We start from the raw sequence: 13,493 nt of genomic DNA on the forward strand, positions 1-13,493 counted from the left end.
TTCAGGAGCCGTAGATGATCTGCAGCTCGCGCGCGAACTTGGCGTTGATCAGGCCGCGCCGGACTTTCTGCGTGGCGGTGAGTTCGCCGTCGTCATGGTCGAGCTCCTTTTCCAGCAGCACGAACTTGCGGATGTTTTCCACGCGGGCGAAGCGCGAATTCACCTGGTCCACCACCTGCTGGATCAGCTCGACGACCTCGGGCAGCGCGGTGAGCGACTTGTAGGTGGTGTATTGCAGGTCGCGCTCGGCCGCCCAGCGGCCGACGGTCTCGAAGTCGATCTGGATCAGGCCGCCCAGGAACTTGCGGCCCTCGCCGACCACGATCGCCTCGCGCACGTACTCGCTGTCCTTCATCGCGTTCTCGATCTCCGAGGGCGCGATGTTCTTGCCGCCGCTCGTGATGATGATGGCCTTCTTGCGGTCGACCACCGCCACCTCGTCGCCACCGCGGATCTCCACGATGTCGCCGCTCGCGAGCCAGCCCTCGGCGTCCAGCACGTCGGCGGTGCCCTTCTCGTCGTGCAGGTAGCCCTTGAAGACGCCGGGTGAGCGGATGAAGATCTCGCCGTCCTCGCCCAGCTTCCACTGCGCGCCTTCCATGGCCGGGCCGCTGCTGCCCGACACGTAAGGCCGACCCGGCACCTGCACGAAGGCCAGGCCGCCGGCCTCGGTGAGGCCGTAACCCTGCGCCACCGTGAGGCCGATGATGTCGAAGAACTTCAGCGTCTCGGGCGACACCGACGCGCCGCCGCACATGCGCGTGTGGCTGCGGTTCAGGCCCATGTGCCGCTGCATGTTGCGAAAGAGCACGAGCCACCAGAAGCCGAACTCGAGCCGGTCCGCGAGGCCGGTGAGGCGGCCCTGCGCCGCGCGCCGGTCCGACAGCACCCGGCCCCGCGCCATGCCGTGGCGGTACACCCACTGCTGGAGCTTCCAGCTGTCCTTCATCCGGAACTCGAAACCCTGCTGCAGCTTTTCCCAGATGCGCGGCACGCCCAGGAAGAAGGTCGGCGCGATCTCGCGCACGTTCGTGGACACCGTGTCGACCGACTCCGCGAAGTTCACGCAGCCGCCGGTGATGAGGTGCAGCACCGTGGAATACGTGCGCTCGGCCAGGTGGCACAGCGGCAGGTAGCACACCGACTCGAAGCGCTTGCCGATCATCTGCCGCGCGTGCGCATACGCGTACGCGCCGTAAGCGATGTTGCGGTGGGTCAGCATCGCGCCCTTCGGCGGGCCGGTGGTGCCCGAGGTGTAGACCAGGATGTTGATGTCGTCCGGCACCAGCGAATCGATCGATGCATCGAGCCGGCGGTCCGCTTCGGGGTCTTCCGCGAGCAGCTGGTCGCCGAGCGCGAGCAGGTGCGCGAAGCTGTCGGGCCGGCCCGGCTCGTAGCGGCGCAGGCCCTTCATGTCGACGCAGAAAATCCGCTCCAGGTGCGCGAGGCCCTCCCCGTTGGCCATGGCGTCCAGCACCTTGTCGGTCTGCTCCTGGTCGCCGGTGATGGCGACTTTCGCCTGGCAGTGCCGGGTGATGTACTGCAGTTCAGGCCAGGGATTCGTGGGGTAGATGCCCACCACCTGAACGCCGATCATCTGCGCGCCGAGGTCCGCGTAGAACCACTCGGGCACGTCTTCCGCGGCGATCACGATCCTGTCGCCGCGCTGCAGGCCCAGCTTCAGGAAGCCCAGCGCCGTGCGCCGCGCGTCCCGGTAGTACTCGGCCCAGGTGCGCGCCTTCCAGATTCCCTGGTCCTTTTCGCGCAGCGCGACCTGCGCGCCCCGCTCCTGCGCGCGCAGGCGCAGCAGGCCGGGCATGGTGACGTTGCCGCGGATGAGGTTGTCGTGGTCAAGCATGCGCGTCCTCCCCGAGGTAGGCGGCGAGCACCATCGGGTCCGCGGCCACTTCGGCCGGCGTGCCCTGCGCGATCAGCGCGCCGAAGTCGAGCACGTAGACGCGGTCGGAGAGGTCCATCACGACCTGCATGTCGTGTTCGATCATCAGCACGGCGATGCCGAATTCGTCGCGGATGTCCAGCGTGAAGCGCGCGATGTCTTCCTTTTCCTCACGGTTCATGCCCGCGACGATCTCGTCGAGCAGCAGGAGTTGCGGCTCGCACGCGAGCGCGCGCCCGAGCTCGACGCGCTTTTGCTGGCCGTAGGCCAGTTGCGACACGGTCTTGTCGCGCAGCTCCTCGATCTCCAGGAACTCGATGATCTTCTCCACCTTCTCGCGCGCCTCGATCTCCTCGCGGCGCGGACGTCCCCAGAAGGCGAGGGCCTCCATCACGGAATACCTGAAGTGCACGTGCCGCCCCACCAGCAGGTTCTCCACCACGGTGCCGTGGCGGAACAGCGCCAGGTTCTGGAAGGTCCGGCCGATGCCCCTGCGAGCGAAGTCGGATGAGCGCAGCTTCGCCGTGTCTTCGCCGCGGTAGATGATCTGGCCGCTGGAGGGCGGCAGCACGCCGCTGATCAGGTTGAAGGTCGTGGTCTTGCCCGCGCCGTTGGGGCCGATGAGGCTCACGATCTCTCGCGGCATCACGCGCAGGCTCACGTCGTTCACCGCCTTCACGCCGCCGAAGCGCTTGGACACGTTCCTGACTTCGAGGACGGGCGTCTCCGTCGCGTTCGCCACGCTCATGACAGCCACCTCTTGCGCCGCTTGTAGTGCTTCACGTCTTTCATGTGGGTGCGGCCCTGCTTGGAGGACAGGCCGAGGTAGAACTCGCGCACGTCGGCGTTGCGGCGCAACTGCTCGCCGGTGCCGTCGAGCACGACGCGGCCGTTTTCCATGATGTAGGCGTAGTCGCAGATGGCGAGCGCCCGGCTCGCGTTCTGCTCCACCAGCAGGATGGTGAGGCCGCTCTGGTCGCGCAGCTGCCGGATGCTGTTGAAGATTTCGGCGACCACCAGCGGGGCGAGGCCGAGCGAGGGCTCGTCCAGCGCCAGCAGCTTCGGCGCGCTCATGAGCGCGCGGCCGATCGCCACCATCTGCTGCTCGCCGCCCGACAGGTAGCCCGCGACGGTGGAGCGCTTGTCCACCAGCCGCGGAAACAGTTTGAACACATACTCTTTCGCCGCCGCGAGCTCCGACCTGGAACGCAGGTGCGCGCCGGCGAGGAGGTTGTCCTCGACCGTCAGGGTGGCGAAGAGCCGCCGGCCCTCCGGCACCTGCACCATGCCCTGGCGCACGATCTCGGGCGCCGCATCCTTTTCGATCGCGCGGCCGAAGAGCTGGATGGAGCCCTTGTCGATCTCGCCGTCTTCCGCGTCTAGCACGCCCGAGACCGCCTTCAGCACGGTGGACTTGCCGGCGCCGTTGGAGCCCAGCAGCGCGACGATCTGGCCGGCGCGCACTTCGAGCGAAACGTCGCGCACGGCTTCGATCGCCCCGCCGTAGACAACCTGGATGTTGTGCACGGCGAGCGCGGGCGTGTCGGCAACGGCGGTGGGGATGCTTGTCATGGCTTAAATATAGACCGTCGCGTCGGACTGTGAATCAACGGATTATGTGGGCCCCGGAAGGCTGCCCGCTCGGTACTTTCCCCTAAGCGGGCATCCTCACGCCAGCTGGTCCTTGAGCGGGACGGCTTCGTCGGCCAGGCGCTCCGCATCCACCACCAGGGGGCGCACCAGCGCACGGCGCACGGCCATGAATTCCGCGGGGCGGTTCACCGCGTCGATGGCCAGGAGGCGGTCGCCCTGCAGGTAGAACGCGCAGAAGCTGCGCGACGCAGGCTCCCCACGCAGGACGCACCGGTCGTGCCCATGCGCGAGGCCCGCCATCTGCAGCTTGAGCTCGTACTGGTCGGACCAGAACCAGGGGACCGCGCGGTTGGGCTTGGGCTTGCCGCACAGCCAGCCCGCGATCGCGCGCGCCTGCTCGAGCGCGTTGGGCACCGACTCGATGCGGACCTCGCGCCCGTAGAGCGGGTGGAGGTAGCGCGTGCAGTCGCCCGCGGCGAAGATGTCCGGATCGCTTGTCGCGCCATGCTCGTCCACCTCGATCCCTTCGGCGGTGGCGAGGCCGGCCGCCATCGGCACGTCGACATTGGCGAGCATCCCGATCCCCGCGACGACGCAGTCGGCCTCGACGACGCGGCCGTCCGTGCACTCGATCGCCGTGATGTCCGCGCCTTCGCAACGCACGCGCGCGACCTGCACGCCCGTGAGAATCTCCACCCCATGCTCGCGGTGCACAGATTCATAGAACTGCGAAAGCCGCGGCCCGGCCACGCGCGCCAGCACGCGCGGCTGCGCCTCCAGCACCGTCACGTGCACGCCCTGCTTGCTCGCGGACGCCGCCACTTCCAGCCCCACGTAGCCGCCGCCGACGATGACGAGCCGCTTGCCTTCGCCCAGGTGCCGGCCGATCGCCCCGGCATCCTGCAGCGTGCGAAGGTAAAGCAGGTTCGCGGGCGGCGCGCCTGCCGGCATGCCCTCGCACACCAGCGGGCGGGGCCGTCCGCCCAGGCACAGCGCCAGCTTGTCGTAGTGCAGCGAGCGGCCGTCCTCCAGGCGCACCTGCCTTGCTGCGCGGTCGATCGCGGTCATGCGCACACCCGTGATCCGCTCGACGCGCGCGTTCTCGTAAGCGGCGGCGGGCCGCAGCAGGATGGATTCCAGGTCCGCCTCGCCGGCCAGGTACGCCTTGGACAGCGGCGGCCGGTGGTAGGGAACGCCGGGCTCTTCGCCCAGCAGGGTGATCGGCCCCGCCCAGCCGCCCTGGCGGGCGGAGATCGCGAGCTCGCTGCCGGCATGCCCGGCGCCCACGATCAGGAGCGATTTGTCGCTTGTCTCCATGCTTACCCCAATTCGCACGATGGCGTGGCCAATATATAGTCCGTCTCGTCGGTCTAATATATACGACGGCAGGGAATCCTGCAAGGAGGTGGACGATGACTCGAGTTCGCGCGGATGACTACGAAGACAAGAAGCAGGTCATCCTGGAGAAAGCCGCCGCGCTCATCGCGCAGAAGGGCTTCGATGTGGCGACCATGCTGGACCTCGCGCAGGCCTGCGGCACCTCGAAGTCGCATCTCTACCATTACTTCCCCAGCAAGGAAGACCTGCTGTATGCGATCGTGCACGAGTACATCACGCAGCAGGCGGAAGACCTCGCGCGCATCCTGGCGCTCCCGCTGCCGGCCGCGGAGCGCTTCCACCAGTTCATCGAGAGCTTCATGCAGGGCGCCGCGCGTTCGCGCCACGAGCACATCATCCTGATGAACGACCTCAAGTTCCTGCCGAAGGCGCAGCGGGAGCAGATCCGCAAGCTCGAAGTGGAGATGACCGAACAGATGGAAAGGCTGCTGCTGGAGATCAACCCGAAGCGCATGGAGGACAAGCGCATGCGCAAGCCCTACGCCCTGCTCCTCTTCGGCATGATGATCTGGACCTTCTCGTGGTACCGCCGCTCGGGGCCCGTCTCGCCGCGCGAACTCGCGCGCCAGATCGCGGACATCTTCGCGAACGGGTTCGCGTAGCGGCTACAGCAGCTCCAGGGGATCCCACGGCCGGTCGTCCTGCGGCGCGGGTCCGAGCTTGAACACCGCGCTCGCGCGCATCGCCGCCTGGCCATCGGCCCGCACCACGCACTGCGTGAAGACCATCGAGCCCGTGGCCTTCAGCACCTCGCATCGCCCCTCCACCCACGCGCCCCGTGGGGCAGGTGCAAGGAAATCCAGCTGCAACGAGATCGTCGGCAGGATGCGACCCCAGCCCTCGGGCCGGTACATCGCGCCGCAGGCGAGCACCATGTCCGCGAACGATGCAAGCATGCCGCCGTGCGCGCAGTCCAGCGGATTGGTGTGGTGCGGCAGCACGCGAAAGCCCAGCACGACGCCGCCCTCCTCGAGCCTGCCGAACACCGGCCCGCAATGGTCGATGAACGCGCCGCAATAGCGGCCCACCTGCCGGAACCCCGCGGGCGGCGCCGCCGTCATGGGACCGGCTTGAAGCTGCGCGTGCCGTACACGGCTTCCATCACGATGGGCTTCTGCACGGAGAAGTGGGACGTCTTGCTGAACGCCACCGGCGCCATCACGCCCGTGTCGTAGCCCCTCATCGCTTCGAGGCGGTCGATGGCGCAGGCCCAGGTGACGGCCTTGCCGCACTGTCGGATGGCCTCGAACATGGTGCGCGCCGAGGCGTAGCCCGTGAGCGTGAAACGGTTCACGCGCTTGAATTCATCCTCGGACACGGTCTTCTTCACGCGCTCCAGGAACGCGGCGCCCTTGGGCCCGGTCTCGGCTTCGACATAGTCCGCCCACAGCGTGCCGTCGCTGGCCGCGCCCATGAGCTCCAGCGTGATCGGGTAGCGGCCGACGTAGAACATGCCCATCGGCACCTTCAGGCCCAGGCGCTCGAGCTCCTTCACCATCGCCACGTTCTCGTTGACGATGCCGCCGGCGATCAGGATGTCGCCGCCGTCGTGCTTGAACTTCGCCATCTCCGACGAGAAGTCCTGCTGGCCCTTCTTGTAGATCTGGCGCGACACCACGTTCAGGCTCGCCGCCTTCGCGGCCCGCTCGAAGCCTTCGCGCACGATCTCGCCCGACTCGTCGTCCTGCGACACGATGCCCCACTTGCGGCCGGGGTACTTCTTCGCCATGAAAGTCGTCATGTCGTCGAACAGCACGTCGTAGGTCTGGCCGATGACGAAGACGTTCTTCTTCACGGGGTCGTAGAGCTGCTTGGAAAAGCCCATGACGCTGAAGGTCAGCACACCGGTCTGCTCGATCACCGGCAACGCCGCCAGGCCCTGGTTCGCGCCGGACACGGTGGTGATGCCGAACACCTTGTCCACCGTCGCGAGCTTGCGCACGGCCTGGATGGTGCGTGTGTTGACGTAGCCGTCGTCTTCCGTGATGAGCCGCACCTTGCGGCCGTTGATGCCGCCGGCGGCGTTGACCTCGGCCACGGCCACGCGCACGCCGATGTTGTGCGCGATGCCGCCGAGCGCCGGCGGGCCGGTGAGCGGCATCACGTCGCCGATGAGGATCTCGGTGTCGGTGATGCCTTGCTGCTGGGCGTGGGCGCCGAGTGCGGCAACAGCGAGCGCGAGGGCGGCGAGCGCCCGGAGGGATCTGTTCATCGTTTTGTCTCCTGTGAGGTTGCCAAACGCCCACCGCGACGCGGCGTACGGTTTCTAATTTGAGTTCGAATTTGATTTTATGCAGGTTTGGCCGACGGTCGCAACCCCCGTCCGGTTTTTTTCCGCGCGGCTTGCGCTGGCCGCGGGTCGGCGTTACATTATCGAATCGAATTTCGATTCGATAATAGGAGAGACGAAAGCATGCAGATAACGCAATTCGTGCGCCGGGCCGCCCGGCTGCATCCCCACCGGGATGGCTTCCGCGTGGACGGGCGCGCCCGGACCTGGGCGCAATCGATGGGGAGAATCCCGCGCATGGCGCAGCTCCTGCAGGCGCAGGGCGTGGCCGAAGGCGACCGGGTCGCGGTGCTGGCCATGAACAGCGACACCTACGGCGAGCTGCTCTTCGCCATCCCGTGGGCAGGCGCGGTCGCGGTGCCCATGAACATCCGGCTGGCCGTTCCCGAAAACGTCTACACCCTCAACCACAGCGGCGCCAGCGTGCTGGTCGTGGACGAGAGCTTCGCGGATGCCGCGGCCGAGCTTGCCGCGCAGTGCGCCGGGATCCGCAGCGTCATTTACATGGGCAACGCATCCGCGCGCTCAGGCATGGTTGAGCTGGAGGCCGCCCTGGAAGGACTGCCGGGCGTTGCCGAGTCGGCGCGGCGCGGCGACGACCTGTACGCCATCTTTTATACGGGCGGCACGACCGGCTACCCGAAGGGCGTGATGCTGTCGCACGCCAATGCGGTGAGCCTCGCCCTCAGCTGGCTCGCCGCCCTGCCTCCCGGCGAGGAGCACATCGTGCACATGCATGTCGGCGGCCTCTTCCACCTCTCCGGCGCCGCCTACCTCTGGTACACGACGGCCTGCGCCGGCACCAACGTCTTCCTGCCCAAGTTTGAAGCGTTGCCGGTGATGAAGGCGATTGCCGCGCATCGTGTCAACAGCACCGTGCTGATCCCGACCATGGTGAACATGATGCTGTCCCATCCGGATTTCGCGCAGCACGACCTCACCAGCGTGCGCCAGTGCATCTACGGCGGCTCGCCGATCCCGGAGCCGGTGCTGCTCGCCGCGATGGAGAAGCTGCCGGGCTGGCGCTTCGTCCATGCCTACGGCATGACCGAGACAGCCGGCATGGCAACCACGCTCCCCGCCTGCTACCACGTGCTGGAGGGACCGCTCGCCGGAAAGCGGCTCTCCGCGGGACGGTCCTCCGCGGTCTGCGAGGTCCGCATCACGCGTGCCGACGGCAGCGAAGCCGACACGGGCGAGGTGGGGGAGATCGCCATCCGCGGGCCCAACGTGATGCTCGGCTACTGGCGCGACCCCGCCGCCACGCAGGCGTGCCTGCGCGGCGGCTGGATGCACTCGGGCGATGCGGCTTACATGGATGCCGACGGCTTCATCTACATCGTCGACCGCATCAAGGACATGATCGTCACCGGCGGCGAAAACGTCTACTCGGCCGAGGTGGAGAACGCGATCCACCGCCATCCCGCGGTGCGCGAGGCGGCCGTGATCGGCATCCCCGACGCCAAATGGGGAGAGACGGTCCACGCCGTCGTGGTGCTCGCGGAAGGCATGAGCCTGGACGCGCAAGCGCTGATCGCCCATTGCCGCACGCTCATCGCGCCGTACAAGTGCCCCAAGTCGGTGGACATCCGCACCGAGCCGCTACCCAAGACGGCGGCCGGCAAGATCACCAAGAAGCCGCTGCGGGAGCCCTACTGGAGAGACCATGCGCGGCGCGTCCACTGAATCCGTTGCCGGCAAGGCACGGATGGAACAGCGCCTGGGCGAATTCATCGAGGCGCGCACCGGCGTGCGCAGCCGCCTGCAGTTGTGGCGGCGCTTCACCGGGGGATTTTCCTGGAGCACTTACGGCGCGACGATCACGCAGGACACGCCGACCGGCAAGGTCCAGGACGTCGTGGTGCGCATCGGCGAACCCACGGGCCTTCTCGCGCCCTATTCCACCGCGCCGGAATCGCAGGTGCTGCGCAGCCTCCACGGCGGCGCCGTACCGGTCCCCGCGGTCCTCTTCGCGAGCGACGACACCGAGGTCGTCGGCGCGCCCTTCATGGTGCAGGAAAGGGTGCGCGGCGTGGTGCGCACGCCCTGGGAGCAGGCGCGCGGCGCCGAATCCGGCGACAACACCATCGCGGCGCAGTTCGTCGACACGCTCGCCGCATTGCACCGCTTCGACTGGACGCAAAAGGAACTGCCGGCACTGGACCACGCCACGACCGAAGGCAACGCGGCGCTGCGCCAGCTGGCTCGCTGGCAGGCGATGCTGGAGGCGAACGAGCTGCGGCGCCTGCCGCTGCTGCATTACGCCCTTCACTGGTTGCGCGAGAACGCGCCCGTGGCGCCGGCGGTGACGCTGGTGCATGGCGATTACCGCAGCGGCAATTTCCTGGAAGACGAGGGGCGGATCACGGCCATCCTCGACTGGGAGCTCGTGCACCTGGGCGACCCGCACGAGGATCTCGGCTGGGCCTGCATGCGGATGTTCCTGGACGGGGACAAGCGGGTCTGCGGCCTGATGCCGCGCGACGCGCTCTACGATCGCTACGCCGCCGCGGCGGGCCGTACCGTGAATCGGGAGTCGGTCCGCTACTACGAGGCGCTGTCGCTCTTCAAGGTCATCGCCATGAACATGAGCGGCGCGCGCCGCATCGAATCGGGTCGCTCGCCGGACCTGCGGATGACGTCCCTCGCGTTCGGGCTGCCGCAGCTCATGCGCGATCTCCTCGACGTCATGGAGCGTGCACGATGAACAACGATTGGGGCCAGCTCCTCGGCGCGCTCGCCGCCGGGCTGCGCGCGCAGGTGGCGCCGCACCTGGCGACCGAACAGGCGCGCATCCAGCTCCATGCCGTGATCTACGCGCTCGGCAACCTCCAGCTGCAAGGCGGATGGTCGTCCGCGCAGCTGCTGCAGCACGTGCAGGCGCAGCGGCAGTTCGCCGGGACGGTGAAGACCCTCCTTCCCGACGCCGCGCCGCTCTTTGCCGCCAGCGAGGCGGACAACCTGGACGTCGCGCAATCGCGCGACCGGGGCGATGCGGCCATCAACGCCCTGATCGATCGCCTCTACGGCGTCCCGGCCGCGAAGCGCGATGCCGCCTGGCAGGCCGCCCGCCAGGCGCTGTCGGACCACTTGCGCGCCACGCTGGCGATCGATCGCCAGCGCACGGCGAAATCCATGATGCACGAGCTGTCCGGTCCCGGCTCGGAGCAGCTTGCCTGACGGACCCCATCTTCCAACTTTCAATCCAGAGACAGAGGTGACTTCATGAAACGCAGATCATTCGTAGGCGCTGCCGGGCTGGCCGCCGCCGGGGCGGGCGCCGGCATTCCGATGCTGGCTCTCGCGCAGACCACGCAAGGCGTGACGAAGAACGAAATCGTGATCGGCACGATCCAGGACCTGTCGGGACCCATCGTCTCGATCGGCAAGCCGCTCCTGAACGGCATGAACATGCGCATCGACCAGATCAATGCCGCCGGCGGGGTGAACGGCCGCAAAATCAAGCTGCTGGTGGAGGACTCGGGCTACGACCCCAAGCGCGCCGTGCTCGCGGCGCAGAAGCTGGTCACGAGCGACCGCGTGTTCGCGATGGTCAACGTGCTCGGGACCGCGGTCACGCTCGCCACCGCGCCCGTGATCGTCGACAAGGGCATCCTGGACCTGTTCCCGATCAGCGCGCACCGCGGAAACTGGGAGCCCTTCCACAAGCTGAAGTTCGCCATCCTCACGCCGTTCGAGGTGGGCATCAAGGCCGGCCTCAACGAGATGATCAAGCGCAAGGGCTACAAGCGCGTGGCCATCCTCTACCAGGACGACGAACTCGGCCAGGACATCCTGCGCGCGACCGAGGAAGTGCTGAAGGACCAGAACCTGCCGCTCGTCGAGAAGGCGTCCTTCAAGCGGGGCGCGACCGACTTCGCCTCGCAGGCCCAACGGCTGGTGGCGGCGAAGCCCGACACGATCGTCATGGCCACCGCGACACGCGAGAGCATCGGCGGCGCGACGGCGGCACGGCTGCTCGGCTACAGCGGGGATTTCCTGGGCAGCAGCGCCTCGTTCCAGGCCGACGTGGCGAAGCTCGGCGGCCCGCCGCTGGAAGGCTTCTACGCGATCGGCGAGTACCCGATGATGTATCGCGACGACCCGAAGAACAGCAAGGAGTTGAACGAGTGGATGGACGCGTACAACGCGCGTTTCTCGTCCATGCCGGATGTGTATTCCGCCACGGGCTGGGCCTCGATCGACCTGTTCGCGACGGCATTGAAGAATGCCGGCGCGGAGCCGACGACCGAGAGCATGGTCAATGCCCTGCAGAACGTGAAGTACGCCAAGACATTCCTCGGCAACCCCGAGTACGCCTTCGGGCCGACGCGCCGCCTGGGGGGCGCACAGATCCGGGTCTCGCAGGTAAAGGCAGGACGCTGGGTCCCCTTCACCGACTACCTGCCGCTGTAAGGCAAATAGGACGGGAGCGCCGGGGCGCTCCCGTCAGGCGTACATGGCCTCGATCTGCGAGGCGTACTTCGCGAGCACCAGCCGGCGCTTGAGCCGCATGGTCGGCGCGAGTTCCTCGTCTTCCGCGCCGAGCTGGTTCTCGAGCAGGAAGAACTTCCTGATCTCCCCCGACTGCCCCAGCTTTCGGTTCACCCGGTCGACCTCGCCCTGCACCAGGGCGCGGACTTCGGGCGCGCGCGTGAGGCTCGCATAACTAGAGAACGGGATGTCGCGGTCCTGCGCGAACTTCTCCACGTTCTCCTGCTCGATCAGCACGATCGCCGTCAGGTAGCTCCGGCCTTCGCCGGTCACCACCGCGTCGGTCACATAAGGGCTGAACTTCAATTCGTTTTCCCACGCGCTCGGGGCGAAGCTGCGGCCGCCGGCCGTCACCATGAGGTCCTTCTTGCGCTCGTCGAACCGGAAGTACCCGTCCCCCAGCGCCGCGCCCATGTCGCCCGTGCGCAGCCACCCCTCGTCGTCGAAGGCCAGCGCGGTGCGCTCGGGCTGGTTCAGGTAACCCATGAACACATGGGGTCCCCGTACGGCCAATTCACCCGAGGCGGCATCGACCCGCACCTCGGTGCCGGGCAGCGCCTTCCCGACGCTGCCCGGCCGCATCGATGCGGCCGGCATGGACGTCGATAGCCCGCAGGCTTCGGCCAGCCCCCATGACTCGAGCATCGGAACGCCCAGCGCCAGGTACCAGCGAACGAGCTCCGGGGAGATGGGCGCCGCGCCGGTGGTGAGGTAGCGGCACCGGTGGATGCCGATGAAGCGGCGCACATGATCCAGGGCGGCGATGCCGGCCAGACGGTATTTGAGCCTCAGTGCAAAACCGACCGGTTCCCCTTCGAGAACCCGCGCGGCGACTTCGTGGCCGACATCCAGGCTCCAGCGATAGAGCGCCTGCTGCACGGGCCCGGCCTCCTGCACGGCGATGGTCACGGCCGAATAGAACTTCTCCCACAGCCTGGGCACGCCGCCGAACACGGTGGGCGCGATCTCACGCACGTTTTCCGCGACGGTGTCCGGGTTCTCCACGAAGTTCAGCACGGCGCCCGTGCAGAGAGCCACGTAGCAACCCGCCACGCGTTCGGCCACGTGGCACAGCGGCAGGAAGCACATGCGCTCGTCGCGTTCGTCCTGCGGCAAGGCGGCGACCTGCGCGCGCACGGCGGCCGCGAGTCCACGATGCGAATGCATGGTTCCCAACGGCTGCCCCGTCGTGCCGGAGGTATAGATCAGCGCGGCCAGGTCGCCCGGCCGGCGCAGCGCGCCGAGGCGGCCGAAGGCTTCGGGATGCGCGGCGTCGAAGGCGGCGCCCTGGCGGCGCAGCTCCTCCAGGGTGATGACCATCGGATCGGCGAACTGGTCGAGCCCTTTCGCATTCAGCAGCACGATGTGCCGCAGCAGCGGCAGGTGCTCCCGCACACCAAGCACCTTGTCGAGTTGTTCCTCGTCCTCCACCACCAGCAGCACCGTGGCGGAGTCTTCGCAGACGAAGCGGACCTGCCTCGCGGGGTCGCTCGGATAAATCCCGTTCGCCACGCCACCGGCCGTCTGCACCGCCAGGTCGCACCAGACCCATTCCATGCGTGTATTCGACAGGATGGACACGCATTCGCCGGGCTCGAGCCCCAGCGATACGAAACCCAGCGCCAACTCGCGCACGGCGGCGCCGACCTCGCGCCAGCGCCAGCCGCGCCAGATGCCGAAGTGCTTCTGCCGCATCGCGACGGTGTCCGCACGCCGCTCGCAGGCGTTCCAGAAAATCTGCACGACGGAGTCGCCCGGGACGGCAGCGCTGTGTTCCGGCGGGCGGGTCGTGGTGAGGTTCCAGGGCTTGGGCATGTCGTT

12 protein-coding genes are annotated in these 13,493 nt (G+C 67.7%); 5 read left to right on the forward strand and 7 right to left on the reverse strand.

The features are described 5' to 3' along the window. Position 1: 1 nt before the first annotated feature. The 4 genes from I5803_RS08290 to I5803_RS08305 form a co-directional block, all read right to left on the reverse strand. Positions 2-1,858 (reverse strand): AMP-dependent synthetase/ligase, encoded by a 1,857-nt coding sequence (locus tag I5803_RS08290; RefSeq protein WP_196985895.1) that lies wholly within the window; start codon positions 1,856-1,858, stop codon positions 2-4. Then, complete coding sequence (locus I5803_RS08295) at positions 1,851-2,645, reverse strand: ABC transporter ATP-binding protein (RefSeq protein ID WP_196985896.1); 795 nt, start codon at positions 2,643-2,645, stop codon at positions 1,851-1,853. The genes I5803_RS08290 and I5803_RS08295 overlap by 8 nt, the downstream gene beginning before the upstream one ends. Then, entirely contained in the window at positions 2,642-3,469 is an 828-nt protein-coding gene (locus tag I5803_RS08300) for an ABC transporter ATP-binding protein (protein WP_196985897.1), read from the reverse strand. The genes I5803_RS08295 and I5803_RS08300 overlap by 4 nt, the downstream gene beginning before the upstream one ends. A 96-nt stretch (positions 3,470-3,565) precedes the next feature. Further along, positions 3,566-4,807 (reverse strand): NAD(P)/FAD-dependent oxidoreductase, encoded by a 1,242-nt coding sequence (locus I5803_RS08305; RefSeq protein WP_196985898.1) that lies wholly within the window; start codon positions 4,805-4,807, stop codon positions 3,566-3,568. Between the two features lie 95 nt (positions 4,808-4,902). On the opposite strand from I5803_RS08305, the gene I5803_RS08310 reads away from it, so the two are divergent. Continuing rightward, positions 4,903-5,490: a TetR/AcrR family transcriptional regulator gene (locus I5803_RS08310; protein ID WP_196985899.1), complete on the forward strand. Its 588-nt coding sequence runs from the start codon at positions 4,903-4,905 to the stop codon at positions 5,488-5,490. Between the two features lie 3 nt (positions 5,491-5,493). On the opposite strand, the gene I5803_RS08315 is transcribed toward I5803_RS08310, so the two are convergent. Both I5803_RS08315 and I5803_RS08320 read right to left on the reverse strand, forming a co-directional pair. Next, a complete protein-coding gene (locus I5803_RS08315; protein ID WP_196985900.1) occupies positions 5,494-5,949 on the reverse strand; it encodes a PaaI family thioesterase in 456 nt (151 codons plus the stop codon). Continuing rightward, a complete protein-coding gene (locus I5803_RS08320; RefSeq protein ID WP_196985901.1) occupies positions 5,946-7,100 on the reverse strand; it encodes an ABC transporter substrate-binding protein in 1,155 nt (384 codons plus the stop codon). Before I5803_RS08320 ends, I5803_RS08315 begins: the two co-directional genes overlap by 4 nt. Before the next feature lie 201 nt (positions 7,101-7,301). Between I5803_RS08320 and I5803_RS08325 the strand changes: the two genes are divergently transcribed. Genes I5803_RS08325 through I5803_RS08340 form a run of 4 tightly spaced genes read left to right on the forward strand, consistent with a single transcriptional unit; the run spans position 7,302 to position 11,594 of the window. Beyond that, the gene (locus tag I5803_RS08325; RefSeq protein ID WP_196985902.1) at positions 7,302-8,864 is read left to right on the forward strand and encodes an acyl-CoA synthetase; all 1,563 of its coding nucleotides are present in this window, start codon (positions 7,302-7,304) and stop codon (positions 8,862-8,864) included. After that, complete coding sequence (locus tag I5803_RS08330; protein WP_196985903.1) at positions 8,845-9,885, forward strand: phosphotransferase family protein; 1,041 nt, start codon at positions 8,845-8,847, stop codon at positions 9,883-9,885. The genes I5803_RS08325 and I5803_RS08330 overlap by 20 nt, the downstream gene beginning before the upstream one ends. Next, positions 9,882-10,358, forward strand: a complete 477-nt coding sequence (locus I5803_RS08335) for a hypothetical protein (RefSeq protein WP_196985904.1) — start codon at positions 9,882-9,884, stop codon at positions 10,356-10,358. Before I5803_RS08330 ends, I5803_RS08335 begins: the two co-directional genes overlap by 4 nt. A 45-nt stretch (positions 10,359-10,403) precedes the next feature. After that, entirely contained in the window at positions 10,404-11,594 is a 1,191-nt protein-coding gene (locus I5803_RS08340) for an ABC transporter substrate-binding protein (protein ID WP_196985905.1), read from the forward strand. 33 nt (positions 11,595-11,627) lie between these two features. Here I5803_RS08340 and I5803_RS08345 read toward each other — a convergent pair whose 3' ends face one another. After that, complete coding sequence (locus tag I5803_RS08345; RefSeq protein WP_196985906.1) at positions 11,628-13,487, reverse strand: AMP-dependent synthetase/ligase; 1,860 nt, start codon at positions 13,485-13,487, stop codon at positions 11,628-11,630. Positions 13,488-13,493: the final 6 nt, after the last annotated feature.

It is taken from the genome of Caenimonas aquaedulcis, from assembly GCF_015831345.1.
Classification (GTDB): Bacteria; Pseudomonadota; Gammaproteobacteria; order Burkholderiales; family Burkholderiaceae_C; genus Ramlibacter; species Ramlibacter aquaedulcis.